Here is a 24,819-nt window from a genome sequence, read left to right as displayed (position 1 = left end):
AGATAACAGAAAACAAAAGTTCTACCATTTTACTGATTAATTGAATACTTATGAGGGTATATTACGTATGGAACCCTAAACTATAAGGAGGATGATTATGTTTGATTACACAGTTTCGACAAATAAAGGAGTCGAAGAAGCTGTTGAAAGTCTTGAAGCCAGCCTGAAAGAGGAACAGTTCGGTGTACTTTGGACATTTGATATTAAGGATAAACTCCAAGAAAAAGGTCTAGATTTTAATAAAGAATATAAAGTATTAGAAGTTTGTAACCCTAAAGAAGCTCAACGAGTCTTAAGTGAAAACCAAATGGCTGGTTATTTTTTACCGTGTAAAATGGTTGTATATGATGATGAGGGGACAACCAAAATTGGTATGCCTAAGCCTACGGCACTCATCAGTATGGTAAATGATGAAACGATTGAATCACTGGCTAAGGATATTGAAGAACGTTTAATCACTTGCATGGATAAGAGCGTGTAATAGAGAGGGGTTATGCAGCCCCTCTTTTTTAATGTTCAATTGGGGGAATTACATCATCCTTTTCTACTTTAGTCGAATATACAAACTTTCCTGATGGCGTTAGAGCTCCATAGAAAACCTCTTTTATATCCTTAATTGTATGCTTTGCTAATTGTTCTTGAATCCAACCCTCATCTTTGTTTAACCTTTTTAACATCTCCTCCTGAAGTTCTCCATCTAAGATAATGGGAACATCATACTCACCTCGTGAGATCTTCCCACCCACGTCTCCCTTTGTAGCCCACTCTTTTTCTCCTTTTAATTTTACGGATAGTTGTCCATTCGCTTCTACAACGGCAATTTCAACATCCTGGATCGTGAATACACTCTTCTCCCTTAGCATTTGAGCAATATTATCAATGGCATAGTGCACTTTTTTCATATTTTTATAAAGGAACTTCCCATTATATATAACTACTGTAGGCTCAAACGTAAGTAATTTACCAACCTTTCGGCTCTTCAGCTTCAAATAAATAATGAATTGATGCAATAAAGCAATCGCAACCATAGCTACTACGGTATGAATATGATCAATACTTGGGTCTGCAATATCTGCTCCCACAACGGAACCAAGAACTAATACGACTAGAAAATCAAAAACAGGAAGTTCTCCTATGGAACGCTTGCCCATATACAATCCGACTACTAGAAGAAGTGGAAGGATGGTTACTATTCTACCTAGCACTTTTAGAGCATCGATAAATATATCCACTAAATATCACCTCAGCTTTAGGCTTTCCAAAAAAGTTTGTTTTAACTGTTGACATTATACCTAACGGGGTATATTATAAGTCATGTACTGTTATTCATTAGAAAAAATTAAACTCCAAACACAAGGAGGTTTACCATATGGAATACAACAGCTCAGTAAAAAACCGAGTAAAACGAATGGAAGGCCAGCTGCGAGGTGTGCTAAAAATGATGGAAGAGGGTAAAGATTGCAAAGATGTCATCACCCAGCTTTCAGCTACACGCAGTGGACTTGACCGCACGATCGGATTAGTCGTAAGTTCCAATCTGGTTGAATGCATTCAAGATGCTCAAGATGAAGAGACAAAAGAAGAATCCATTAACGAAGCTGTACAATTATTAGTAAAAAGCCGCTAATTTTTTTGAAACAAATAATACCCTTAGGTGTATAAGTATATTAGGAGGATGATGAATATGTCAGAAACAAAGAAAACGAACATTATTTTATTCAGTGGAGATTACGATAAAGCGATGGCTGCTTACATTATTGCTAATGGAGCAGCAGCGTATGATCATGAAGTAACTATTTTTCATACGTTCTGGGGATTAAATGCATTACGTAAAGATGGTCACGTAGCCGTGAAGAAAAACTTTATGGAAAAGATGTTTGGCAAAATGATGCCTCGCGGAGCAGATAAGATGGGGCTCTCTAAAATGAATTACGCCGGTTTTGGACCGAAGATGATTAAAGATGTCATGAAAAAGCATAATGCCATGCCTTTGCCTGATTTAATTGAAATGGCTCAAGAGCAAGAAGTGAACTTAGTCGCTTGTACGATGACGATGGATTTACTTGGACTTCGCAAAGAAGAGTTACTCGAAGATATTGAGTATGCAGGAGTTGCCGCCTATCTAGGAGAAGCAGAAGACGGTAACGTAAACCTATTCATTTAAGGAGGATTATGACTAGTATGAAAACAATGACAGCAAAACAAGTAGAAAATCAGCATAAAGAGTTAAACATTATAGACGTAAGAGAAACGGATGAAGTGGCAGCTGGCAAGATACCTGGAGCGCAAAATATACCTCTAGGGCTTCTAGAATTTCGTATGAACGAGTTAGACAAATCAAAAGAATACGTTATGGTTTGTCGTTCTGGGGGACGCAGCGGTCAGGCTACACAGTTCCTTGAAGGTCAAGGCTATCATGTCATTAACGTGGATGGCGGAATGATGAATTACGAAGGAACAACCGAATAAATCTAAGGAGGAATTAGATATGGATATTAAAACAAATGAAGTTTTGGACGCAAAGGGACTCGCTTGCCCAATGCCAATTGTGAAGACAAAGAAGACCATTAAAAATCTCGAAGCAGGTCAAGTGCTTAAAGTAGAAGCTACAGACAAAGGCTCTACCGCTGATATTAAAGCTTGGGCTGAAAAAACAGGACATCAATACCTTGGTACTACTGAAGAAAATGATGTGCTAAGCCATTATATTCGCAAATCAAGTGACGAAGATTCACAAGAAAAGCAGCACCCTCACGTGGTGGATAATGATGCTCTTCAATCTCTAGGTGAGGATGCAATTGTTTTAGATGTGCGTGAATCTGCGGAGTACGCTTTCGGCCATATTCCAGGTTCAAAGTCTATTCCTCTTGGTGAACTAGATGAACGTATGAGTGAAATTGATGATACGAAGAATATTTATGTGGTTTGCCGCACAGGAAACCGCAGCGACATGGCAGCGCAAAAGTTAGCAGCTAAAGGTTATAACCATGTCTACAATGTTGTACCAGGAATGAGCGGTTGGTCAGGAGAAACCACAAAATCCAACTAATTTTTTTAAACAAAATAATACCTTAGGGGGTAATAAATAATGACTGTAAATGCTATGACTGCTCAGCAAGTCACTAAAAAAATAGTAAACAATGAACCACTATTTATTTTAGATGTTAGAAATGAAGATGCTTTTCAAGACTGGAAAATTGAAGGGAAAAGCTTAACGTATTTAAATATCCCTTATTTTGATCTACTAGACGGTGTTGAGGAGATCCTTGATCAACTGCCTGCCGACCAAGATGTAATTGTAGTTTGTGCAAAAGAAGGATCTTCTGTGATGGTTGCAGAAATGATTTCTGAAGAAGGAAGAAATGTTTCCTATTTACAAGGTGGAATGAAAGCTTGGAGTGAATATCTAGAGCCCGTTAAAGTTGCTGACTTAAACGATGGCGGAGAGCTCTTCCAATTTGTACGAATCGGTAAAGGATGTCTTTCTTATATGGTCATCTCTAATGGAGAAGCTGCGATCATAGATGCTACGCGTATGACTAACATTTATACTCGTTTTGCAGGAGGAAAAGGAGCTAAAATCTCTCACGCTTTCGACACTCACTTGCATGCCGATCACATTTCAGGTGGTCGTAAATTAGCTGAACAAACAGGAGCCACCTATTGGCTTCCGCCGAAAGATGCTGGTGAAGTAACGTTTAACTACGCACCATTAGAAGATAATAAAACCGTGAAGGTTGGAGATGCGGAGATCGCAATTCACGCATTATATTCACCAGGACACACAATTGGTTCTACTTCATTTGTCATCGATGATCAATACCTTCTTTCAGGCGACATTCTATTCATTGATTCGATTGGACGTCCCGACCTAGCTGGTAAAGCAGAAGACTGGGTAAAAGATCTACGTGAGACACTCTACGCTCGTTACAAAGAGCTTTCTGACGAACTGATTGTACTACCTGCTCACTTTATGATTATGGATGAACTTAACGAGGATGGAACAGTAGCAGAAAAGCTAGGAACATTGTTTTCTAACAACCATGGTTTAAACATTGAAGATGAAACAGAATTTCGCAAAATGGTAACGGAGAATCTTCCGCCTCAACCAAATGCTTATCAAGAAATTAGAGAAACAAACATGGGGAAAATCTCTCCAGATGAAGAAGAACAGCGCGAAATGGAGATTGGACCTAACCGTTGTGCGGTTAGATAAAACAATAAACGCAAATAAAAGTTGGAGGTTTTAAATTATGAATTCTACTAAAATATTAGACGCAAAAGGACTCGCTTGCCCAATGCCGATTGTAAAAACAAAAAAGGCAATGAAAGAACTTGAAACAGGAGATGTGCTTGAAATTCACGCGACAGATCAAGGGGCTAAAGGAGACTTAACTGCCTGGGCAAAATCTGGCGGACACGAATTACTAAAGAGCGACGAAGAAAATGAAGTCCTAAAATTCTGGATTCAAAAAGGATAAAAAAGAAAAAGGGAACCTCAAATGGTTCCCTTTTTTAAGGAGTGTTTTGGTTATGGAGTTTGGCCTTATTGTTACCGTATTCTTAATTGGTTTTGTTGGATCCTATATCTCAGGGATGCTCGGCATTGGAGGATCTATTATAAAATACCCAATGCTTCTTTATATTCCTTCTCTTGTAGGTTTTACTGCTTTTACAGCTCATGAAGTTTCCGGAATCAGTGCCGTGCAAGTATTCTTTGCAACCATTGGTGGTGTATGGGCCTATCGCAAAGGCGGGTATTTAAATAAAACGCTAATCCTTTACATGGGTGTAAGTATACTAATCGGAAGCTTTATTGGTGGTTATGGATCACGATTCATGCCAGAGGATGGCATAAATGTAGTCTATGGGATTTTAGCCTTAACGGCTGCAATTATGATGTTTGTCCCAAAGAAAGGCATTGATGACATTCCATTTGACCAAGTGAGCTTTAATAAATGGTTAGCCGCTATACTGGCCCTCATCGTGGGAATTGGTGCTGGTATTGTTGGAGCAGCTGGTGCCTTCTTATTAGTACCGATTATGCTAGTTGTACTAAAAATACCTACGAGAATGACGATTGCTTCTTCTCTAGCCATTACATTAATATCATCCATCGGCGCTACGGTAGGCAAGGTCTCTACAGGACAAGTCGATTATATCGCTGCAGGCATAATGATTGTAGCTAGTTTAATCGCTGCGCCTCTAGGAGCTAGAGCAGGCAAAACAATGAACACTAAAGTGTTACAAACGATATTAGCTGTTCTAATTGTAGCTACAACTATAAAAATATGGTTAGATATTATTTAATTTATAAATAATAAAAGCCTTCACCCGTTAAGGTGAAGGCTTTTATCATTTATTCTTCGTCTTGATCAGACTCTTCTTCCTCAATCAATTCAGTCTCATCCAGATAGCGTAACAAATCACCATAGACGATAGAATCTGACATTTGCAACTCTTCTTCAGCTTCCGCAAATAATGGCTCACACGCTTCACTATCTACTTCTTCTCCCGTTTCACGATCATAACAAGCATCTTTCACGCCTACATAATCTTCATTAGCAAAGTCTCCATCACGAGTAATCATCATTTCCCGACGGTCTTCACTAAATAAGTCATGTCCAAACTGAATCGGATTGTCATCTTCGACTCCAAGCATATTCATTAATGTCGGTCGTAAATCAATTTGCCCTCCAACTGTGTCACTTTCCTGAGGTTCAATTCCTTCACCAATCATTAATAATGGTACACGTTGCAGCTGGAACTGTTCATAATCGTTAATATCTTTATCCAAATACTCACCCATGGCTTCCTGGTGGTTTTCAGAGATACCGAAGTGGTCACCATAAATGACAAGTACAGTATCATCATATAAATCAGATTGCTTAAACTCTTCTACAAATTGCTTTAATGCCTCGTCTTGATAACGAATGGTTTGGAAGAATCGATTTAATGTTCCACTAGAAGTATCGCCTTCATCGATATACTTTTTATCTTCCGGTAGTGTGAATGGGTGGTGGTTCGTCAGCGTAATCATCTTGTTATAGAAAGGCTGCTCCATTTCTTCCATCTTATCTAGGGATTCTTCAAAGAAGTATTCGTCTAGATAGCCCCATCCGTACGACTTTTCCTCCGTGACATCATAATCTTGCTTTCCGTAAAACTCATCATAACCTAATGAATCGTACATAACATTACGATTCCAGAACGTCTTGTCATTGGCATGCATATTGGAAGTTGTATAACCATTCTCCCCTAGTATTTCAGGAGTGGCTTCGTATTCATTACTTGAATGGGTAAAGAATGCTGCTCCACGGTTAAGACCATACATCGAATTATCAAGGATAAATTCAGAGTCTGACGTACGACCTTGCTTAACTTGATGATAGAAGTTACTGAAGTAAGCTCCTTCTTCTTTCAAGTCATTAAAATATGGCGTCAACTCTTCTCCATTTACTTCATTGTCTACAACAAATGTCTGGGTACTTTCAAGTGAAAGTAGAATGACGTTTTTCCCTTCAGCCACACCGGTCATTTCACTATTGGGTTCCGTTTTCTTTTCATTCAAATAGTTTAAAGCAGGTACAAGTTCGTTACTATCAGCAAAAGTCTTTTTCATTTCTGTTTGACCTTGAAGCACAACATCATACACGTGATAGTTAATTACCCCAATGTATTTCACTAACATATTACGGTCAAAGGCTCTCTCAAGAAGATCGGTACGCTCTGTTTCCGCCCATGCAAGGTTGACCAAGAAAAGCGGAATAGCGATAACTGCCATAATCGCACCTTCTCTACGCTTAGGCATAAACCTAGGGAAACGACTAGATTTCAAATAGAATAATAGAAAAATCGCAGCAAAAACATCAACAAATAATAGGATATCCGCCACAGATAGAATATTTGTGATACTTCCGCCTAATCCAGCCAGGTTAGCTACTTGACCAAGCATTGGTACTGTTATAAAGTCGTTGTACTCTCGATAGAAAAGTACATTTACATACAAAAGAATTGAACCAATTATATAGGTTACTAACAAACCTTTGCGTCCGGCTAATAGGATCCCCAGTCCAAACAATAAGAAAATACTGCTTAGAGGGTTAAAAGCCAGGATAGCAGCTTCGTTTGCATTCTCAACACCAAGGGTAAATATACTCCCCTGAATAAAGTACATTTTCATCCAAAAAATAGCGATAACGATAGCGTATACGGCCCATTTATTCAGTTTTTCTTTGGTGAAATATTTATTATTTGTAAACATCGTAAAACCTCCGTTAATTTCGCACTCACTTATTTTACCTTATATCCCCCAATTTTTGAACTTAAAACCGTCTCATTTTAACAAATTGAAATATTTGTAACGAAGTGTTCGTTTTTTTGACACACAAAAATAGTCCTTTATCCTCGTGACAGGCTGTTTTACCTATCTATTATGATTACAAGATATTACAAGCAAGACTTTATCGTTGACCTGTTTCATATAGAATAATACCTTTGTATTGAGACGTTTAATTTCAAAAGGAGGACAAAAATGAGTAAAAGTGCCCGTTTTATCGACTATTTTTTATCGCATAGAGAAGTGACCAAAGATTTGGTAGCTAAAATTGAAGAAAACCAATACACTTTTAAACCAACCCCATCTTCAATGGAAACCGAAAAATTGGTTCAGCACATATTGCAAACAACTTATATGTTTGCTCGATTAGCTCATCAGCAGGAACCCGACCAACTCATACAAGGTGATGAAAATGTAAGCCTGGAAAAGCAAGCCGATTTATACACTGAAAAAACTTTACAATTAATAAGCTCTTTGTCTGAAGAAGATTTTGAAAAGCAAATTGATGTCACTAGAATATTTGGCCAAGAGCTTACTGTTGCTGAACTGCTCAACGTAGCCATTGATCACGAAATTCATCATAAAGGAAACCTTTTTGTCTATGTACGAGAAATGGGACACACAGACCTTCCTTTGTATGTGAAAATGAATTAATTGTCTGTCATCCTTTTATAAAATAAAACTATAAATATTCTCTCTAATATGTTAACTTTATTTTTATATAGTTTACATATTAGGAGTGTGAAGAAATGCCCCCTCAAAGTAAAAGACTACGAATAATTATAAATGGCGCTATATTTGCAGCCATAACAGCCATTCTAGCTCAAGTGGAGATCCCCCTCCCATTAGTCCCTATTAGCGGCCAGACATTAGCAGTCGGTCTTACAGCTACTATTTTAGGAAGCCGCCAGGGAGCGATTGCCATGGTCTGCTATGCGGCATTAGGAGCTGCAGGTCTTCCTGTGTTTGCAGGCTTCAGCGGCGGTGCACAAGTGTTAGTCGGACCTACAGGAGGCTATATCTTTGGTTTTATAGCTGCGGCATATGTAACAGGACTTGTACTGGAGAAAACGAGATTTACTGTTAGTTGGGCAATGGTTGCTAACACAATCGGAATGGTGATTACTTTATTGTTCGGTATGCTTCAGCTTAAATTTGTCATGGATCTGACCTGGACTCAAGCCCTGGCTGGTGGCGTTTATCCATTTTTAGTGGTAGGTGTTATAAAAGCTTTCTTAGCCAGTTGGATTGGAATTGTAGTTAGACGCAGACTCATTCAGGCTCGATTGTTACCTGAACGAAATAAAGAAGCCGCCTAAAACCATCCTTCTTGGGGTGGTTTTTCTAATTTCAATAGAATACTCCGTCCTTTCTTTTGTTATAATAGGGAAAAAGGTCCGGTATAATTTTCTCTATTAAAGGAGTTTGATTTACGTGAAGGCATTACTCGCTCTCACATTGTGTCTATTTATGACAGCATGCAGCGAAGCCCCTGTTCCCAACCAATCAATTACTCATCCGAACAAAGAAATTTCTTTACAAAAAAAAGATCCCCTCCGTTTTCATGAGAAAATTAGTGTTTCCGCAGTAGGTGATATGTTGATTCATGACCGCGTTTACAATGACGCTAAATCTTCAGATGGCTTTAACTTTATGCCTATGCTAGAAAAAGTAAAACCATACTTAGAAGATACAACGATTACAATGGCTAACCAAGAAACAATGATAGGCGGAGAAAGCATAGGATTATCTAGCTATCCTTCTTTTAATACACCTCAAGAATTTGGTGATGCTTTAAAACAGCTTGGTGTTGATGTTGTCACCCTTGCTAATAACCACACGTTAGACAGAGGAGAAAAAGCAGTGCTGAGCGCTATTGAACACTGGGACTCACTCGATATGATGTATACTGGTGCTTTTAAAAATAAAGAGGATCAAAAGAAAACAAGGGTTTACGAAACAGAGGAGGGTATTGACGTCTCTTTTTTAAGTTATACATATGGCACAAATGGGATACCAGTGCCTAAAGGCAAATCTCACCTCGTAAACCTGATTAATAAAAAACAAATAAAAAATGAAGTGGAACAGGCAAATCGTGAAAGTGATGCTATTATTCTCAACCTCCATTTTGGAGATGAATATGAGCCGCTTCCTAATAAAGAACAAAAAGACTTAGCACAATTTGCTGCTGACCTTGGAGTAGACGTTGTAATTGGCCATCACCCCCATGTGCTGCAGCCTATTGAATGGGTAGAAGGTAAAGATGATCACAAAATGTTAGCAGTCTATTCCCTGGGAAATTTCTTCTCAGGGCAAAATGCTTTAGAGAAACGAATTGGGGGAGTTGTGAAGTTTGACTTTATTCGAAAAGAAGAAAAGATTTCTGTAGAGAACCCTCGATTTCTATTAACTTATGTAACTTCTGAAGGATCTCACGCTTACGAGGTCCTCCCTATGCACGAGTTAAATAATGATCTGCTGCCTGATTATAAAAATGTAATGGAAGAAAAGAAAGACCACCTTACGCAATGGATGCCAGAGCTTGAATTTGTGAAATAGAAAGAACGCCTTTAGAGGCGCTCCCAGCTTGTAGAGAAACCTCTTTTCTACAAGTTTTTTTCTTGCCTCCAGGAGCTACGGACCCTTCCCTTCCCGCGGACGAGCGCCCGAGCTTCCTCGCAAAACCCACGCTCGGGGATCTCGGCTCACTCGTTCTTCCGCAGGAGTGGAAGGGCCCTTGCTCCTTGGAGGTTCCTTAAGACAGAAAAAGACCCTTCTCCACCCGTCTCACTCTTGCCAGATGAGGGGCAAGCCTCGCTATTATGGAAACATAGCTATCATAAGGGCTTTCATTATACGTTGGTGCCGAAACACACATTATAATAAAAGGAACGGAAAAAGCGACGACTCCTGCGGGATGAGCAGACAGGAGAGGCCCCGGAGATCACAGATCGAGGAGACTTTCCGTCCTGCCCCGCGGAAAGCGGTGCATTTTCCTATTCCTTTTCAGAAGTCTCTAATGGAGGAACCATGATATACCGTGATCATCCAAACTTTATCGACAGCCTGAGAGCGCATTTAGTGGCGCTCTTTTTATTCGTCCGTTTGGAGGTCAACGATTATACTACTAACAATTGTTATTACGATTGCACAAGATACCGTAGCCGCAAAAATGAAAGACATTATGATCTCCTCCTTCCTACCATGTTTTAAACCCAGTGGAGCCATTTGGAGCATGTTGAATCATTTCGGCTAATGGTACGGTATAAGCAACGGCTATCAATACAATGGCTATGCCTATCCAAACTTTCCAATTCTCTAAAATTTTAGGTGTTCGTTCTTTATCACTAATGGCTATAGGGAATTCGACTTTAGAATTTTCATCAGCATATGGAGCAAACCACCAAAGCTGAATGACGATAAAAACGAGAAGGGAAGCTGACAAGAATAAAATTGAACCGCCGATAGCCATCGTAACGTGGTTGCTTACTAAACCTTCGAACCAGCCTTGCGCTTGTTCGTGATTGTAACCTGTGTAAGCCGTTCTTCGTGGAGCACCTAGCAAACCTAATAAGTGCTGAGCTGTACTCATTAACAACATACCTACAGCCCATGTTCCGACTTGAAGAAACGCTAGCTTTTGAAGAGATTTTGTAAACTTTCTACCGGATAAATAAGGAATAAGCCAGAAAGTTAGGCCAAAGAACGTCATCGCCACTGGGGTCCCCACTGTTATATGGAAGTGACCTACCACCCACAATGTATTGTGGATGACCTCATTGAGTTGAAAGCTAGCATTAATAATGCCGCCAGCTCCTCCAGGAATAAAGAAAAACATCGCAACAAATATAGAAGTAAAGCGTACATCTTTCCAAGGAAGTTTGGTCACCCAACCAAATAATCCTTTTCCACCGAGCTCTCTCCCTCTTAGTTCAAAGGTGGCAAATATTGAGAAAGCCGTCATCAAAGAAGGAATAATTACCATAAAAGTAAGTACAGTTTGCAAGAATTTCCAAAAACTAGCGATGCCCGGTTCTGTCAATTGATGGTGGAACCCTACAGGAATGGAGAATAAGATAAATAAGACAAACGACATACGAGCTAAAGAGTCACTGAATACTTTTCCTCCAATAATCTTTGGCACGATCACATACCAAGCGATATACGCCGGAAGCAGCCAAAAGTAGACGAGCGGGTGTCCAAAATACCAAAACAAGGATCGGCTAAGTTCCACGTTAATCCCGTCTACCCATCCTAAAGACCATGGGATAAATTGAAATAAAACCGTAGCCACTACACCCAAACAAGCAATAATCCATAAGATTAATGTCGCAATTGTCATAAAGGCAAAAAGCGGGCTTAACTCTCCTTTATTTGCTTTTCTCCAAACCCGGTAATGCCCGATTAACGCAAAGCTTTGAATCCACGTCCCAACTACAAACAACGCTAAGCCAATATAAAAGATCGGATGGGCCTGCAGAGGCGCATAAAATGTGTATAATACAGAAGCTTTCCCACTTACAATCATGATTACAGCTAAAAAGGTGCCTAAAGTCGTAACCCAAAATCCGATCCAGCTCCAAAGTACTACTTTGGATCCGAAACTTCCTAGAGTCCGACTCATACCTGCTTGAAAAAAGGCGAAGATGAAAAACGTGGTAAACACTAAAGCTAATAAAACTCCGTGCGCTGTTAACACTTGGTAGTAATCAAGCCACGAAGGCAGCTGTAACGCATCGTTTCTTATAAATACTTGTAAAAGACCACAAAGTGTTCCAATAATAAATGCAATATAGGCAAACCCTAAATTGTATTGAGTCACTTTCCGGTCTGGTTTAGGAATCCTGAACTGTTCCATTATTCAACCACCTCTATTTCTGTACTCATAAAATGGTGCCCATTTCCACAATACTCGTTACAGATAACCAGGTATGTGCCGGGTTGATCAAACGTGTAGGTTTTGTGGTTCACTTGTCCTGGTACTACCATCATGTTCACATTCGTATCGACAATCGTGAAGCTGTGAACTACATCTTCACTTGTAACAGTAAATGTCACCTCTTCATTAGCAGGTATCTTAATTTCTCCTGGGTTATAGCCAAAAGCTCGCCCTATCATCACCACTTCATATGAACCATCCTCCCGCTGATGTACCCCTGGATCATCAAATGGAGCGGTTTCATTTAATTTATCTGGATCCACTGTATGCTGGCCTCCAGCCGGAGTGTGTCCTTGCTGAAATGCACTCACACCCACCACTGATAAAAAGATAATAAGAGCAAATACTCCAAATGCAAGCCATATTTTCTCGAATTTATGTAAATGCATGAACCTCTCCCCCTTAGACTCTTGTCATATACAGGACAAAAATACTGACCCACATGACGATAATGACTCCTCCGATAAGCATGACACTTAGAAAAGTCCCCTTTAAATTTGGTTCGTTATCTTTTTTCATCATGATCTCCCCTCTTTTTTTCTTTATTTTTATTTTATATGCGAAGGGCACAAATGATTATTAGGGAATCCCCCCATCTTGATCGTTTTTTATCCCTAACTTCTTAAAATAAAAAAAGCCTGCGCAGATACGCAGACTTCAGCTTGTTGGTATTACAGCTATAATATTCGTTCCTTTACCTGGAGAGGAATCTATTTCAAGCTCTCCTCCGACAGCTCGTATGCGTTCCTCAATACTAAATAACCCCACTCCGTTGCTTCTGGCTTTTTCAGAAAACCCTATACCCTCATCCATAATATGAAGGTGAATGTGCCCTTTTTCTTGATTCATCCTAATAACAGCTTCATTAACCTCAGCATACTTGCGAATGTTTGTAAGGGCCTCTTGTACAATTCGATAGATAGAAGTCTCTATCTCATCTGAAAGCCGTTGTTTGATTGAGGTAGAGAGACTCACTTTAAGACCGCATGATTTTTCTAAACGATGGATAAAAGATCGAATAGCTGGGATAAGCCCTAATTCATCTAAAGCTGAAGGTCTTAACTCCCAAGATATATCCCTGACACTTTGAATAAGGTGGCTCATATCATCAATCATTTGATCCGTAAGAGGATTTTCGCTTTCCTGCTGCAATCGCTGTAAGCTTATGAACAAACTGTACAATTCTTGGCCTACGCCGTCATGTAACTCCCTAGAAAGCCTTCTCCGTTCCTCTTCTTGAATATTCATAAGTTTCGTCATCATCTTTTGAAGTTCATTTTCTATCCTTTTTCTTTCTGTGATCTCATTACGGATGGCTAAATATTGATAGGGTTTCCCTTTTTCATTTAGAAAAGGAACAATCGTTGTATCTACCCAATAATACTTTCCATCTTTTGTACGGTTTTTAATTTCTCCTTTCCACACTTTCCCCGTTCCGATAGTCCTCCATAGTTCCTTAAAAAATTCTTTTGAATGATAACCTGAATTTAAGATTCTATGGTCGGCCCCTACGAGCTCATCTTCCGTGTACTTTGATATCTCACAGAACTTTTTGTTCACATAACGAATGGTTCCTCTTTTATCAGTCACCGCCACAATAGAAGATTCGTCTAAGGCGTATTTAATGTCAATAATCTCTTTCAAATTTAAGTTATGTTGAATTTCATCTTTACTATCTTGATCTTTTAACATGATAAGATAGCCTTCATTCCAATTATGTATCGTCACCCATGTGGCTTTTGACGAATCAGAAGAAGGCGTCATCCATTGTTCAATGGTTTCTCCACTATTTATGTAAGCAAGGACCGACGGTTGTAGATCCGGTAACAGAGACGTCAGTTGGGTAGACTCTAGTTTCTCCGCAGATGCGATTTCACCTTTTAAAGAACCGCTTGCCTTTTCAATGATTCCCTCTTTGTTTACGAGCAATATAAGTTCGTTTGTTTGAAATCGTGCGGGATATGGATCCTTTCTAACAGAATTCCGCATGAGGAGGACCTCCTTCTTCTATCCTTAATTAGAATAACCTATTAATCCTTTTTTCCATGCATACTCAACAAGCTCGGGTCTTGTTTTCAAGTGCAATTTTTCCATTACATTCGCCTTATGAGCTTCTACAGTCTTCACACTAATTACAAGTTTTTCAGCGATATCCTTATTTCCATAGCCTTTGGCAATAAGTGAAAGCACTTCTCTTTCACGATCTGATAGCAGCGAGTAAGAATCTGCGCCTTCTCCTTTAACTTTTTCCATATACTCCTCTATTAAACGTTTTGTTGCCGAAGGATATAAATAAGCGTCCCCTTTGGCCACCTGACGAATAGCTTGAACTAATTCTTGATGAGGTGCGTTTTTAAGTATGCAGCCAGAGGCACCTAATTGAATAGCTCTAAATAGATATTCCTCGTCATCATGCATCGTTAGAATGAGCACTTGGGTAGAAGGGAAACTTTTTTTAATTTCTGATGTAGCAGAAAGTCCATCTTTACCGGGAGGCATTGATAAATCCATTAGCACTAATGTAGGATTGGTTTTCTCCACTACTCGGTAGGCCTCATTTCCCTCAGCCGCTTCTCCTACAACTTCAAAATCGTCATACGCACTTAACAACATACTGAGCCCCGAACGAACAACTGAATGGTCGTCTACTATAACAATTGATATCATAGTTTTTCCTCCTCTACCTCCACGGTGTTGATTATACTTTACATAATTATCATAAATAATAGAATTAGGGGATTCCCTTATCTTTGGAAAAGGAATCCACATAAAAAATCATGGTTACTAATTGTAAGTTAATATGTGTTTTTCATTTAATAACTTCCATATTCATGCTATATTAACCATAGGAGTGATTGCTATGAATAATTCCGTATGCCCTCGATTTGAGAAAGCTATTACTATATTAAGTCAACGGTGGACAGGTTTAATTATATATCAATTATTGGAAGGTAAACAGCGTTTCAAAAATATAGAATCATCTATCGGGATTAGTGGTAAAGTACTTTCGGATCGCCTTAAAGATTTAGAAAAAGAAGGGCTGGTCATTCGTGAAGTGTTTCCTGAAACCCCTGTACGAATTGAGTACTCCTTAACTGAAAAAGGAAAGTCTTTAAAACCAGTTATTGAGAGTATTCAAAACTGGTCGCATGATTGGGTTTCTATTGAAAATAATTAAAGTAAAGTCCTTACAATAAAAGTTTTTTTCATGTGAAAATTTCTTTCATCAGATAGAATAAAGGGTTTTAGGAAACGACTCCCTTTTCATGGGCGAATGGTGTGTCTCCTCAGGCTTATGCCTTGCGGGGTCACACCTTATTCGTATTTCCCAAAGAAGTTTCGCCGTTTCCTAAAACCCTTTAACGATATTGAACACTAGAAAAAACACTTACTAAAGCAGTGCATAGAAAGAGAGTTTATATCAGGGCATCCGTTCTACATTAGTTCACGAAAACCTATTTTGGTTAAAGGAACGGAAAAAGTGACAACTCCTTCAGCACTAGCAAACAGGAGAGGCCCTGCGAAAAGCGGCAGTTTTTCCTTTTTCTTTTTCTCCAGACAAAAATGAAGGTCTTTTTTTTGCATTTCCCGGGAAATACTAACATATTCATTTTTTTTAAGAAATAATTATAAAATTGTGGGAAATTATCCATAATATTAGATACACATAATCTTTTACAAAGGAAGCGAAAAAAGTGAAACCTTATTTATGTCCAAATTGTAAAACTAATCGATCAAGATTCAATAGAATTAAGCAGGTTGCAACATCTATTAAACTTGATCCTCGTTCTGGAGAAGTAATTTCTGAGTGTAACCCTGATCAGCTTGCCGTCTATCATGTTGACTATAGAGGTCCTGAATACAAAGTTCAGTGCGGAGCATGTGGTTCCATTGAAGATGAGCGTGCATTCTTAAGTTACGCTGAAAACAACCCGATGGCTTAGTCCGTCGATTTGGACAAACTCAGTCCGTCTTTTTGTTTTTATTGTTCTCCATTAAGAAACCCCAGTCAAGTGACTGGGGGACTTTTACTTATTCATACTGGACAAGAAATCCCCTAAAGGATCTTCCTCCTCTGGATCTTCCTTTTGAGATTCTTGCGAAGAGTGAATATCATCTTGCAAACTATCTAAACTTAGATCATCCAGGTCAAAATCACTGCTTGTTTCCATGGTTTCTTCGTTTTCTTCTTTTCTTTCAGCCACAGGTGCTGGGGATGATTCTTCAACAGAAGCGGCTGTTTCTTCCTGTAAATAAAGAGCTTCATCAATATTTACAGCATTACTATTAAGAGACGCAAGCAACGTCATCGCTCTAGTAGGATCACTTAGCAACTGATGGATTATGCTGCCCATTAAGGCTTCAGAATGCTCATGTTTTAACCAGTTTCGCTGTTCTTTCGTCAGTTGTCGAGGTAAAGGTATAGTGACTGTTTCTTTTTCTTTTGACAAAGACTGGCTAACTCCATCCATTACAAACTGTGCGATTTTACTTGAGAAATTCCGTCTCTCACGTTCTTTTAATGCAGTTAATTGTTTTAACAAATGATCAGGTGTATCCGAGGGGACACGAAATGTAATGGATTGCCCCCTTTCTACGCCTTTCTTGGAACTACTCATTCAATCACCTTACTTTGATGGTGCTTTTTCTTTTTTATCTTCTTTTTTATTTTGTACAGGTTCTGTTTTGCGAATATAGTCTGAAATTAATTTGTAGTAAGCATTAGCCATCATCCAAATGCTCTCGTTTTCATCTTCAAAGAAATCAATATTAAAGCCATCCAGCTTATTGTTGAGGGTTTTAATATATTCCTTCAGCACGGCTGAACCTCCACCAACAAAGTAGCAGATCTCTGACTGTGAATTCTTTTGCCATACATTTCTTAAGAATCGATATTGCTTTTTAGCCAACTCCAGTAAAATACGATCTGTGATGTCATGTACGCTAGTCCGGCTGCCTCTCACCATAATATGATGACGATCGTTTTTCCTCGTAATAATATCTACTACATCCCGACGGCTGTCTAACTCTACTCCATGCTTTGTTAAGATTTCATCTCTAATTTGTTCTAGTGACTCTGCTACCCCTAGATTAAAGCCCTGCGCTTTATCATCATCTACATTGCGGTTGCGAATGACAGCAATATCCGTAGAAAGCCCGCCAATGTCCTGAATAAGGATCTGTTTATCAATCAGGTCCTTGTTAATGATATTTAAATCATTATCCATAACCAGATTCACGTAAGCCGCGAAACCTTCCGGGTACACTTTAACTTCATCAAACTTAATATTTACTTTCATACCTTGATATTTAGGTGTAACTAGAAATTCTACTTGGTGCACTGATCCTAGAAGTTGTGAACGGTAGCCTACGTCTTTCCCTTCTTTCACTTCACGTAAAGGTAAGCCAGTACCCAGCGTGTAATTCGCTTCTACAACGCTGTTTTTTGAAGACTGAGCATCTTTACCCGCTACAGCATCTAACGCCAGAGAAGTAAATAACATGACTAACGTTTGATCTTCTTCTGATTTACTGCTTCCAGGATCAAGTTCAGTTGAATTATCACTTTTAGCTGCTAGATTACCCACACGATAAATCGCATTATTTTCCTGAAGTGCAGGAGAATGCACGCGAATATGTATGTTATCTAGAGGTTCTTTGTCATCAAGTTCTTCAATTCCTATAACAGGACGGTCTTCTAAATCACGCGCTACAACATTAGGTATATATAATTCAGATTCTAATTTCCCGAAATTTGCTTTCACTGCATCGTTCCCAACATCAACAGCAGCAATTCTTGATTTTGTCATTTAATAGCTCTCCTTTTAATAAAAGAATTTTGCTAGATTACTAGCTTACTATTAAACATATTAGATTGTATTAGAATAGTCAATGTGACTATTTTCGTGTTCGCATTCGTGTACAATAACTACATTTCCGCACACTTGTTTACATTTATGTACACATACCCATATACAAACTTGCGTTCATTTTCGTGTACATGTTTACGTAAATGTACACGAATTAGTTACAAATTGTTTACTTGTAATCGTAAATGTATACATGTATTCATAATTGCACACATAGAGGGCGGGTTATTAGTTGTTAATAATATCCATCGAAAAATCTGATAAAATATGTAAAAATAGCTAATAAAAAAAAGGCTGTTTTAAAAAACAGCCTTTTTAATGTTCCAGTTTAATGAATAAAACCTTTAAATAATTGCCTTCTTTGAACGAGGAAGTGGTTTTAAAATCTTTAGGTAAGGAAAATTCCTCTATAATTTTATATGAACGACGAGAATCTTTACAAGCTTGATCGACGAATGACTTAAATTTACGCATGTTAAACTTCGCGCAGTTCGTGGAAGCCACAATTGTTCCATTATTTTCAGTAATAGATATAGTATCCATTAAAAGAGATGTATAATCTTTCTCTGCTCTAAACGTTCTTTTCTTAGAGCGGGCAAAGCTTGGAGGATCTAATACCACTAAATCAAACAATAACCCTTTCCGATTGGCATACTTAAAGTAATTAAATACATCTTCTACAATAATATCATGAGCTTCGTAATCTATCCCGTTAAGGCTATAGTTTTCAATGGTTTTCGCGTAGCTTCGGTTTGCTAAATCCACACTCGTTGTATGTGCAGCGCCGCCTAAAGCAGAAAAGAGGGAGAAAGCGCCTGTATAAGAGAACGTATTCAATACTCTCTTCCCCTCAGAATATTGATCACGTATGGTCTTTCTCACTTCCCTTTGATCTAAGAAAACGCCAACCATTGCTCCTTCATTTAAATAAATAGCAAAATGAACTCCGTTTTCTTTTACAATAATAGGAAACGATCCCCTCTCCCCTGCTACAAACTCATCCTCTTCAATGTACTGACCCTGCTTGCCAAACCGCTTCTTCTCATAAATGGCTTTATATTGCACAAGATTCTTTAACGCTTCAAGTACGTATTCTTTAAAATGGTAGGCCCCTTCACTATACCAATTGATTAAGTAGTATTCATCAAAGAAGTCTATGGTCAGACCTCCAAAGCCATCTCCTTCTCCATTAAAAATACGAAATGCACTTGTATCTGGGTCATTATATAAAACCTTTCGGTATCCTATCGCTTTCTTTATTAACCGACAGATGAAGGTTTTGTCAATCTGAACAGACTGGTCATTCGTTAGAATCCACCCTACTCCCTTATTCTGAATTCCGTAATAACCTTTACCAATAAAACTGCCTTTCTCGTCGGTTATTTCAATAATTTCTCCCTCTTTAAGACTCTTATTTGCCTCAACCAGGGAAGACTTGTTAAGTAGCGGGTATCCTTTTCTAAATTTCTTTACCTTTTTATTTTTAATTTTAATTGTTTTCATGACGCTCTCCTGCTCTAAAGTAATTGTAGTACTATGTTAAAGTTAATCATTCTCTGTTGCAAGTTGAAGTAAAGATCGTTTTATAAGCAAATTCTTTTGAGTCCCGAAATATAATTGATACGATAAATTCGAATAAAAACCCATTAATAAAGGAAGATGATTAAATGTCTAACAAGCAGTTACATGATATAAACTATTCTGTGCTTGATTTAGCGCCTGTTATAGAGGGAGGCAGCCCCGCTCAATCTTTTAAAAATACGGTGGACCTTGCTCAGCATGTAGAAGAATGGGGATTTACGCGTTATTGGCTGGCTGAACATCATAATATGCCTTTTATCGCAAGCTCTGCCACATCGGTGGCCATAAGTCACGTAGCTCACCACACCTCTACTATAAGAGTCGGCTCAGGCGGAATTATGCTGCCAAATCATGCTCCCTTAGTTATTGCAGAGCAATTTGGAACCCTTGAGACGCTTTTCCCAGGTCGAATCGACTTAGGCCTTGGCCGCGCTCCAGGAACAGACCAGACGACAGCTCACGCCCTTAGACGGCACTTAGATAGTAATGCAGAAAACTTCCCAGCTATGCTCGAAGAACTTCGAGGTTACTTTAACCCTAGCCTGTCTACTGGTATCAGAAGCGTACATGCTATACCTGGGGAAGGTCTTACTATTCCCATCTGGTTGTTAGGATCCAGCGGTTTTAGTGCACAATTAGCCGGACAGCTTGGCTTACCCTTTTCATTTGCCAGTCATTTCTCACCAAATAATACCATGGGAGCTCTAGATCTATACAGAAGACATTTTGAACCTTCAGACACTCTTTCTGAGCCTCACGTCATGGTAGGAGTCAATGTTATTGCCGCAGATACTGATGAGGAAGCTGAACGTCTTGCCACCTCTCTATACCAGCAATTTTTAAACTTAGTACGTAATACGAATATGTTACTGCAGCCACCTGTAGAGAACATGGATGATATTTGGATGGAACATGAAAAACATGCCCTTCAACAGCAATTAGGCGCTTCTATTATAGGAGGACCAGAAAAAGTAAAACGTGAACTACAACAATTTTTAGATCGTACTCAAGCGGACGAAATGATGATTATTTCTCAAATTTACAATCATGAAGCCCGAGTGCGTTCCTATGAAATTGTAGCCGATTGTATGAAGAACTAAAACCAGCCAGTCATTACGGCTGGTTTTTTGTATGGGTTTAACATATAAATAAAGGGAAATTAGATATAAATGAAATAGACTTAAAAATGAACGCTGCTGTACCTCGTACTCATTAACTTAAGGAGGGAACTAATGATCGAGCTTGTTGGCACCTGTGCGAATTGCGGTAAAGCCGTATACTGTAAAGATGGTTTTTTAGACGGAGTGATAGATAAAAATCAACATCTCCTATGTAATCAATGTGCAGAAAAAGAGAGCCAATAGCGGCTCTCTTTTAAAAATCCTGAAGAAATTCACAAACCGTTTCTATCCCTTTCGTAAAGTTCTCAATATGAAAATGCTCATTTGGAGCATGTAAATTCTCTGAAGATAATCCGAACCCCATGAGAACCACAGGGGCCGCTAAGACCCGCGAGAACACTTCTACAATAGGAATTGATCCTCCTTCTTTAGGAAATAGAGGACGGACCTTGTATACACGCTCATAGGCTTCAGCAGCTTTTTGAATCATAAGATCTCTAGAATCCAATGACACAGGCTTAGCTTTGATCAGTTGATTTAATGTCACTTTGGAGCCTGCTGGTTTATAGTTTTGTACGTGCTGCTCTATACGATTATAAACGTCTTGAGGGTTCTGTTCTCCGACAAGTCGACAGCTTATTTTCGCATGGGCTTGACTAGGTACAATCGTTTTAATACCTTCGCCTTGAAAACCACCTTGTATTCCATTGATTTCTAGAGTAGGACGAATTCCGGTTCGCTCTTTAAAACTAAATCCTTCTTCCCCATAAAAGCTATCTAAGCCTAATTCCGCCTTCGTTGCTTCTTCATCAAATGGTATTTCGGATACTTCTTTTCGGAGTTCTTCCGTCACCTCTGGTACACCTTCATAAAAACCCTCAACTGCAATTCGCCCTTTTTCATCATGAAGGGAATCGAGGAGCTTAACTAAGCAATGGACAGCGTTGGGTACCCCTCCTCCATAAGAGCCGGAATGTAAATCTGTATTAGCCGTTTCCAATTCCAATTCTAGTGCTAGAGCTCCTCTTAACGATGTACAAATCGCCGGCTGCCCCTTTTCAATAAAAGAAGTATCTGAAATAAGTACAGCATCGGCTGCTAGCTTCTCTTCATGCTCATGAATAAATGGATCGAGGTTTGGACTAGCTACCTCTTCTTCTCCCTCAATGCAGAATTTTACGTTTACTGGAAGGCTGCCTTTCTCTTTTAATAAAAGCTCTACCGCTTTAATATGAATGTAGAGTTGGCCTTTGTCATCGGTTGCCCCACGCGCGAAAATTTTATCATCCTTAATAACAGGTTCAAAAGGGGGAGTCTCCCACAGCTCCAGGGGATCGGCAGGCTGTACATCATAATGTCCATAAATAAGTACAGTAGGTTTTCCAACCGCGTGCGTCCAATCAGCATAAACAATAGGATGACCTTTTGTTTCGATGATCTCTACGTGCTCCATTCCAGCACTTTTAAGCGCCTCGCCCAGCCACTCGGCACCTTTATTGACCTCACTCTTATACTCAGATAAAGCTGATATGCTTGGAATGCTAAGGAATTCCTTCAATTCATTCAAAAACTGCTCTTTATGTAAATCAACTTTCTCCTTCATGTGTACGCCTCCTGCTCCTTAGTTTCTTTAAGTATAACAAGTTTTTAAAATGGATGTGATTCATCTATGGTGTATCCATGACATACCAGCGATTATAGAACAAAGGCGCAAGCACCCTGGTAGACACGAAACGCATAAGCAAAACGGCCGGAGGAAGGTGACTTTCCCTTCCGCAGGGCGGATTGCTTATGACGCGAGTATCTGGGCGCTGGAGCTTGGAATTTTATCATTTCCTAGACAATAAAAAAGCTCTTTAGACAATGCTAAAGAGCTTTTCTAACCTATTCTATATGGAATCAGCCATGCTGATTTACTTCTAGGACAGGGGTAGCTTGGCTAGTGGGTTGAGCTAGTTTCTTTCTCTTTTTGCGAGCTGATTGAATATTTTCCACCGCTGCCATAACTAAAAACGTAAGTAATACAGTTAACGACAACATATAGAGAGATGTTAGCATTGGCTACACGCCCCTTTCTCGATAAAATCTTTGATAAATTAACAAATCCCTCTATATAATACCAAAAAATCTAATAAAGTAAATATAAATTTTATATTCTTTTAAATCCTATCATTTCCTCTAATATACACTCGTTATATCTTAACTTAAAATAAAAAAACTCATTGTCCTTAAAGGCAATGAGTTTCAAATATTATTATATTTATTATAGCAGTGATAGGATAAATCCAATTACTACAATCGCACCAATAATCATTAGAATCGTTCTAAGCACAAGACAACACCCTTTCTTTATTGTTTACAGTTTACATACCTTATTTATCAGCTATTGAAACGGAAATTATACAAATTCATTCATTTTACTCATATACTTTTTACCAGCCCACTAAAAAACCAGCCCTCACCGGACTGGTTTTTGGTTTATGGAAGTACAGTGGACCCCATTAAATATCGGTCACATTCTCGCGCGGCTTCTCTACCTTCGTTGATAGCCCATACGATCAAGCTCTGACCTCTGCGCATATCTCCGGCAGCAAAAACGCCCTCTACGTTTGTTTCATACTTTCCATATTCAGCATCTACGTTTGATCGTTCAGTTGTTTCTACTCCAAGCTTTTCGATAAGATCTTGCTCTGGACCGCTAAAACCAATAGCTAGTAAGACAAGATCCGCTTTCCAAACTTTTTCAGTGCCTGGAATCTCACGGCGTGAACGATTTCCTTTTTCATCGAAAATCAATTCAACGTTTACCGTATGAACTTCTTTGACACGTCCTTCTTCATCTCCAACAAAGCGTTTTGTCATAACTGCATAGGCACGAGGGTCGCGGCCCAGGTTAGCATCTGCTTCGTTATGACCGTATTCTACGCGGTGAACAATAGGATATTGAGGCCACGGATTCGTTAAGTCATCACGATCAGCGCCTTTTTTATCATAAATATCAAACTGGGTCAGGCTCTTACAGTTATGACGAACAGATGTAGCCAAACAGTCCGTCCCTGTATCTCCACCACCAATTACGATGACGTCACGCCCTTCAGCAGAGATATAATTCCCATCTTCATGACCTGAATCAAGAAGACTTTTTGTGTTGGAATGAAGGAAATCCATCGCATAGTGAATCCCTTTTAAGCTTCTGCCATCCGCTTCTATGTTACGGTGAACAGTTGCCCCTCCACATAAGATAACCGCATCGTATTCTTCACGAAGTCTTGAGACAGGATAGTGACGTCCTACTTCAGTGTTTGTAATGAATTTAATTCCTTCCTGTTCAAGGATATTCACTCTACGTTCGACCACTGAATAAGGTAATTTCATTTCTGGAATACCATACGTAAGCAAACCACCTACTCGGTCATTCCGTTCATATACAGTTACCCAGTGACCAGCTTTGTTTAATTGAGCTGCTGTTGCTAAACCTGCAGGACCAGAGCCTACTACAGCTACTTTTTTGCCTGTGCGAGACTTCGGTGGTTCTGGTTTAACCCAGCCATTTTCGAAGCCTTTTTCAATGATCGAGCGTTCCACTGTACGGATAGCGACAGGAGGCTCGTTAATTCCTAACACACATGCTCCCTCACATGGTGCAGGACATGCGAACCCTGTAAATTCAGGGAAGTTGTTCATCTCATGTTCTTTTTTCAATGCTTCTTTCCACTGACCGCGATAGACTAAGTCGTTCCATTCTGGAATTAAATGATATACAGGACAACCAGTAGTTGATCCGTTGATTTCCATCCCTGATTGACAAGTAGGAACGCCGCAGTCCATGCAGCGCGCCCCTTGTAATTGAGCTTCTTCATCAGTCAACGGAAGAGTATAGTCATCCCAATCTTTAGTACGCTCGGCAGGATCACGTTCTTTTTGTGATTGCCGATCGTATTCCATAAAACCTGTTGGCTTTCCCATTTG

At 39.2% G+C, this 24,819-nt stretch carries 26 protein-coding genes; 13 read left to right on the top strand and 13 right to left on the bottom strand.

The window, feature by feature from the left end:
- The first annotated feature begins 97 nt into the window (after positions 1-97).
- Positions 98-481, top strand: coding sequence for a DUF302 domain-containing protein (locus IEV27_RS09195; protein ID WP_188377164.1), 384 nt, complete (start codon positions 98-100; stop codon positions 479-481).
- A gap of 28 nt (positions 482-509) precedes the next feature.
- Here the strand turns inward: IEV27_RS09195 and IEV27_RS09190 are convergent, their stop codons facing one another.
- Positions 510-1,232 (bottom strand): DUF421 domain-containing protein, encoded by a 723-nt coding sequence (locus IEV27_RS09190; RefSeq protein ID WP_229735046.1) that lies wholly within the window; start codon positions 1,230-1,232, stop codon positions 510-512.
- A gap of 137 nt (positions 1,233-1,369) precedes the next feature.
- Here IEV27_RS09190 and IEV27_RS09185 point away from each other — a divergent pair, with 137 nt between their 5' ends.
- Genes IEV27_RS09185 through IEV27_RS09155 form a run of 7 tightly spaced genes read left to right on the top strand, consistent with a single transcriptional unit; the run spans position 1,370 to position 5,310 of the window.
- Complete coding sequence (locus IEV27_RS09185) at positions 1,370-1,627, top strand: metal-sensitive transcriptional regulator (protein WP_188377163.1); 258 nt, start codon at positions 1,370-1,372, stop codon at positions 1,625-1,627.
- A 57-nt stretch (positions 1,628-1,684) separates the two neighbouring features.
- Positions 1,685-2,164: a DsrE/DsrF/DrsH-like family protein gene (locus IEV27_RS09180; RefSeq protein WP_188377162.1), complete on the top strand. Its 480-nt coding sequence runs from the start codon at positions 1,685-1,687 to the stop codon at positions 2,162-2,164.
- A gap of 17 nt (positions 2,165-2,181) precedes the next feature.
- On the top strand, positions 2,182-2,469 hold the full coding sequence (locus IEV27_RS09175; RefSeq protein ID WP_188377161.1) for a rhodanese-like domain-containing protein: 288 nt from the start codon (positions 2,182-2,184) through the stop codon (positions 2,467-2,469).
- A gap of 19 nt (positions 2,470-2,488) precedes the next feature.
- Complete coding sequence (locus IEV27_RS09170) at positions 2,489-3,049, top strand: sulfurtransferase TusA family protein (RefSeq protein ID WP_188377160.1); 561 nt, start codon at positions 2,489-2,491, stop codon at positions 3,047-3,049.
- A gap of 39 nt (positions 3,050-3,088) precedes the next feature.
- Entirely contained in the window at positions 3,089-4,216 is a 1,128-nt protein-coding gene (locus IEV27_RS09165; RefSeq protein WP_188377159.1) for an MBL fold metallo-hydrolase, read from the top strand.
- A gap of 37 nt (positions 4,217-4,253) precedes the next feature.
- On the top strand, positions 4,254-4,481 hold the full coding sequence (locus IEV27_RS09160) for a sulfurtransferase TusA family protein (RefSeq protein WP_188377158.1): 228 nt from the start codon (positions 4,254-4,256) through the stop codon (positions 4,479-4,481).
- Positions 4,482-4,533: 52 nt separating this feature from the next.
- Positions 4,534-5,310 carry a sulfite exporter TauE/SafE family protein gene (locus IEV27_RS09155; protein WP_188377157.1) on the top strand — a complete coding sequence of 259 codons (777 nt, stop codon included), beginning with the start codon at positions 4,534-4,536 and terminating at the stop codon, positions 5,308-5,310.
- Positions 5,311-5,359: 49 nt separating this feature from the next.
- Here IEV27_RS09155 and IEV27_RS09150 read toward each other — a convergent pair whose 3' ends face one another.
- Complete coding sequence (locus tag IEV27_RS09150; RefSeq protein ID WP_188377156.1) at positions 5,360-7,264, bottom strand: LTA synthase family protein; 1,905 nt, start codon at positions 7,262-7,264, stop codon at positions 5,360-5,362.
- A gap of 270 nt (positions 7,265-7,534) precedes the next feature.
- On the opposite strand from IEV27_RS09150, the gene IEV27_RS09145 reads away from it, so the two are divergent.
- From IEV27_RS09145 to IEV27_RS09135, 3 genes are all read left to right on the top strand, one after another.
- A complete protein-coding gene (locus tag IEV27_RS09145; protein WP_188377155.1) occupies positions 7,535-7,993 on the top strand; it encodes a DinB family protein in 459 nt (152 codons plus the stop codon).
- A gap of 95 nt (positions 7,994-8,088) precedes the next feature.
- Entirely contained in the window at positions 8,089-8,658 is a 570-nt protein-coding gene (locus IEV27_RS09140) for a biotin transporter BioY (RefSeq protein ID WP_188377154.1), read from the top strand.
- Positions 8,659-8,773: 115 nt separating this feature from the next.
- On the top strand, positions 8,774-9,898 hold the full coding sequence (locus tag IEV27_RS09135) for a CapA family protein (RefSeq protein WP_229735038.1): 1,125 nt from the start codon (positions 8,774-8,776) through the stop codon (positions 9,896-9,898).
- 640 nt (positions 9,899-10,538) lie between these two features.
- Here IEV27_RS09135 and IEV27_RS09130 read toward each other — a convergent pair.
- The 5 genes from IEV27_RS09130 to IEV27_RS09110 all read right to left on the bottom strand — a co-directional run bounded on the left by IEV27_RS09130 (position 10,539) and on the right by IEV27_RS09110 (position 14,945).
- A complete protein-coding gene (locus tag IEV27_RS09130; RefSeq protein WP_188377153.1) occupies positions 10,539-12,197 on the bottom strand; it encodes a b(o/a)3-type cytochrome-c oxidase subunit 1 in 1,659 nt (552 codons plus the stop codon).
- Positions 12,197-12,667, bottom strand: a complete 471-nt coding sequence (locus tag IEV27_RS09125; protein ID WP_188377152.1) for a cytochrome c oxidase subunit II — start codon at positions 12,665-12,667, stop codon at positions 12,197-12,199. Before IEV27_RS09125 ends, IEV27_RS09130 begins: the two co-directional genes overlap by 1 nt.
- Before the next feature lie 13 nt (positions 12,668-12,680).
- Positions 12,681-12,800, bottom strand: a complete 120-nt coding sequence (locus IEV27_RS09120) for a cytochrome C oxidase subunit II (protein ID WP_229735036.1) — start codon at positions 12,798-12,800, stop codon at positions 12,681-12,683.
- A gap of 135 nt (positions 12,801-12,935) precedes the next feature.
- Positions 12,936-14,267, bottom strand: coding sequence for a PAS domain-containing sensor histidine kinase (locus tag IEV27_RS09115; protein WP_229735034.1), 1,332 nt, complete (start codon positions 14,265-14,267; stop codon positions 12,936-12,938).
- 24 nt (positions 14,268-14,291) lie between these two features.
- The gene (locus IEV27_RS09110) at positions 14,292-14,945 is read right to left on the bottom strand and encodes a response regulator (RefSeq protein ID WP_188377151.1); all 654 of its coding nucleotides are present in this window, start codon (positions 14,943-14,945) and stop codon (positions 14,292-14,294) included.
- Between the two features lie 193 nt (positions 14,946-15,138).
- Between IEV27_RS09110 and IEV27_RS09105 the strand changes: the two genes are divergently transcribed.
- Complete coding sequence (locus IEV27_RS09105; RefSeq protein WP_188377150.1) at positions 15,139-15,456, top strand: winged helix-turn-helix transcriptional regulator; 318 nt, start codon at positions 15,139-15,141, stop codon at positions 15,454-15,456.
- Between the two features lie 850 nt (positions 15,457-16,306).
- Here IEV27_RS09105 and IEV27_RS09100 read toward each other — a convergent pair.
- The 3 genes from IEV27_RS09100 to IEV27_RS09090 all read right to left on the bottom strand — a co-directional run bounded on the left by IEV27_RS09100 (position 16,307) and on the right by IEV27_RS09090 (position 19,651).
- Entirely contained in the window at positions 16,307-16,897 is a 591-nt protein-coding gene (locus IEV27_RS09100; protein WP_188377149.1) for a hypothetical protein, read from the bottom strand.
- A 9-nt stretch (positions 16,898-16,906) separates the two neighbouring features.
- The gene (locus IEV27_RS09095; RefSeq protein ID WP_188377148.1) at positions 16,907-18,088 is read right to left on the bottom strand and encodes a ParM/StbA family protein; all 1,182 of its coding nucleotides are present in this window, start codon (positions 18,086-18,088) and stop codon (positions 16,907-16,909) included.
- A gap of 375 nt (positions 18,089-18,463) precedes the next feature.
- A complete protein-coding gene (locus tag IEV27_RS09090; RefSeq protein WP_188377147.1) occupies positions 18,464-19,651 on the bottom strand; it encodes a class I SAM-dependent rRNA methyltransferase in 1,188 nt (395 codons plus the stop codon).
- 164 nt (positions 19,652-19,815) lie between these two features.
- On the opposite strand from IEV27_RS09090, the gene IEV27_RS09085 reads away from it, so the two are divergent.
- Positions 19,816-20,829, top strand: coding sequence for an LLM class flavin-dependent oxidoreductase (locus tag IEV27_RS09085; protein WP_188377146.1), 1,014 nt, complete (start codon positions 19,816-19,818; stop codon positions 20,827-20,829).
- Between the two features lie 274 nt (positions 20,830-21,103).
- On the opposite strand, the gene IEV27_RS09080 is transcribed toward IEV27_RS09085, so the two are convergent.
- The 3 genes from IEV27_RS09080 to IEV27_RS09070 all read right to left on the bottom strand — a co-directional run bounded on the left by IEV27_RS09080 (position 21,104) and on the right by IEV27_RS09070 (position 24,816).
- Positions 21,104-22,453: a dipeptidase gene (locus tag IEV27_RS09080; RefSeq protein WP_188377145.1), complete on the bottom strand. Its 1,350-nt coding sequence runs from the start codon at positions 22,451-22,453 to the stop codon at positions 21,104-21,106.
- A 296-nt stretch (positions 22,454-22,749) separates the two neighbouring features.
- Positions 22,750-22,908: a hypothetical protein gene (locus IEV27_RS09075; RefSeq protein WP_188377144.1), complete on the bottom strand. Its 159-nt coding sequence runs from the start codon at positions 22,906-22,908 to the stop codon at positions 22,750-22,752.
- 420 nt (positions 22,909-23,328) lie between these two features.
- Entirely contained in the window at positions 23,329-24,816 is a 1,488-nt protein-coding gene (locus IEV27_RS09070) for a glutamate synthase subunit beta (RefSeq protein ID WP_188377143.1), read from the bottom strand.
- Between the last annotated feature and the right edge of the window lie 3 nt (positions 24,817-24,819).

The organism is Halobacillus andaensis, assembly GCF_014636475.1.
In the GTDB taxonomy this organism is placed as follows: Bacteria; Bacillota; Bacilli; order Bacillales; family Halobacillaceae; genus Halobacillus_A; species Halobacillus_A andaensis.
The sequence above is the reverse complement of the archived record's forward strand: the minus strand, read 5'-3'. Positions and strand labels throughout refer to the sequence as shown.

Bases quoted from the DNA above. Each gene is read 5' to 3' on its own strand.
- IEV27_RS09195 (WP_188377164.1), top strand. From the start codon at position 98: ATGTTTGATTACACAGTTTCGACAAATAAAGGAGTCGAAGAAGCTGTT.
- IEV27_RS09185 (WP_188377163.1), top strand. From the start codon at position 1,370: ATGGAATACAACAGCTCAGTAAAAAACCGAGTAAAACGAATGGAAGGC.
- IEV27_RS09180 (WP_188377162.1), top strand. From the start codon at position 1,685: ATGTCAGAAACAAAGAAAACGAACATTATTTTATTCAGTGGAGATTAC.
- IEV27_RS09175 (WP_188377161.1), top strand. From the start codon at position 2,182: ATGAAAACAATGACAGCAAAACAAGTAGAAAATCAGCATAAAGAGTTA.
- IEV27_RS09170 (WP_188377160.1), top strand. From the start codon at position 2,489: ATGGATATTAAAACAAATGAAGTTTTGGACGCAAAGGGACTCGCTTGC.
- IEV27_RS09165 (WP_188377159.1), top strand. From the start codon at position 3,089: ATGACTGTAAATGCTATGACTGCTCAGCAAGTCACTAAAAAAATAGTA.
- IEV27_RS09160 (WP_188377158.1), top strand. From the start codon at position 4,254: ATGAATTCTACTAAAATATTAGACGCAAAAGGACTCGCTTGCCCAATG.
- IEV27_RS09155 (WP_188377157.1), top strand. From the start codon at position 4,534: ATGGAGTTTGGCCTTATTGTTACCGTATTCTTAATTGGTTTTGTTGGA.
- IEV27_RS09150 (WP_188377156.1), bottom strand. From the start codon at position 7,264: ATGTTTACAAATAATAAATATTTCACCAAAGAAAAACTGAATAAATGG.
- IEV27_RS09145 (WP_188377155.1), top strand. From the start codon at position 7,535: ATGAGTAAAAGTGCCCGTTTTATCGACTATTTTTTATCGCATAGAGAA.
- IEV27_RS09140 (WP_188377154.1), top strand. From the start codon at position 8,089: ATGCCCCCTCAAAGTAAAAGACTACGAATAATTATAAATGGCGCTATA.
- IEV27_RS09130 (WP_188377153.1), bottom strand. From the start codon at position 12,197: ATGGAACAGTTCAGGATTCCTAAACCAGACCGGAAAGTGACTCAATAC.
- IEV27_RS09125 (WP_188377152.1), bottom strand. From the start codon at position 12,667: ATGCATTTACATAAATTCGAGAAAATATGGCTTGCATTTGGAGTATTT.
- IEV27_RS09120 (WP_229735036.1), bottom strand. From the start codon at position 12,800: ATGATGAAAAAAGATAACGAACCAAATTTAAAGGGGACTTTTCTAAGT.
- IEV27_RS09115 (WP_229735034.1), bottom strand. From the start codon at position 14,267: ATGCGGAATTCTGTTAGAAAGGATCCATATCCCGCACGATTTCAAACA.
- IEV27_RS09110 (WP_188377151.1), bottom strand. From the start codon at position 14,945: ATGATATCAATTGTTATAGTAGACGACCATTCAGTTGTTCGTTCGGGG.
- IEV27_RS09105 (WP_188377150.1), top strand. From the start codon at position 15,139: ATGAATAATTCCGTATGCCCTCGATTTGAGAAAGCTATTACTATATTA.
- IEV27_RS09100 (WP_188377149.1), bottom strand. From the start codon at position 16,897: ATGAGTAGTTCCAAGAAAGGCGTAGAAAGGGGGCAATCCATTACATTT.
- IEV27_RS09095 (WP_188377148.1), bottom strand. From the start codon at position 18,088: ATGACAAAATCAAGAATTGCTGCTGTTGATGTTGGGAACGATGCAGTG.
- IEV27_RS09090 (WP_188377147.1), bottom strand. From the start codon at position 19,651: ATGAAAACAATTAAAATTAAAAATAAAAAGGTAAAGAAATTTAGAAAA.
- IEV27_RS09085 (WP_188377146.1), top strand. From the start codon at position 19,816: ATGTCTAACAAGCAGTTACATGATATAAACTATTCTGTGCTTGATTTA.
- IEV27_RS09080 (WP_188377145.1), bottom strand. From the start codon at position 22,453: ATGAAGGAGAAAGTTGATTTACATAAAGAGCAGTTTTTGAATGAATTG.
- IEV27_RS09075 (WP_188377144.1), bottom strand. From the start codon at position 22,908: ATGCTAACATCTCTCTATATGTTGTCGTTAACTGTATTACTTACGTTT.
- IEV27_RS09070 (WP_188377143.1), bottom strand. From the start codon at position 24,816: ATGGGAAAGCCAACAGGTTTTATGGAATACGATCGGCAATCACAAAAA.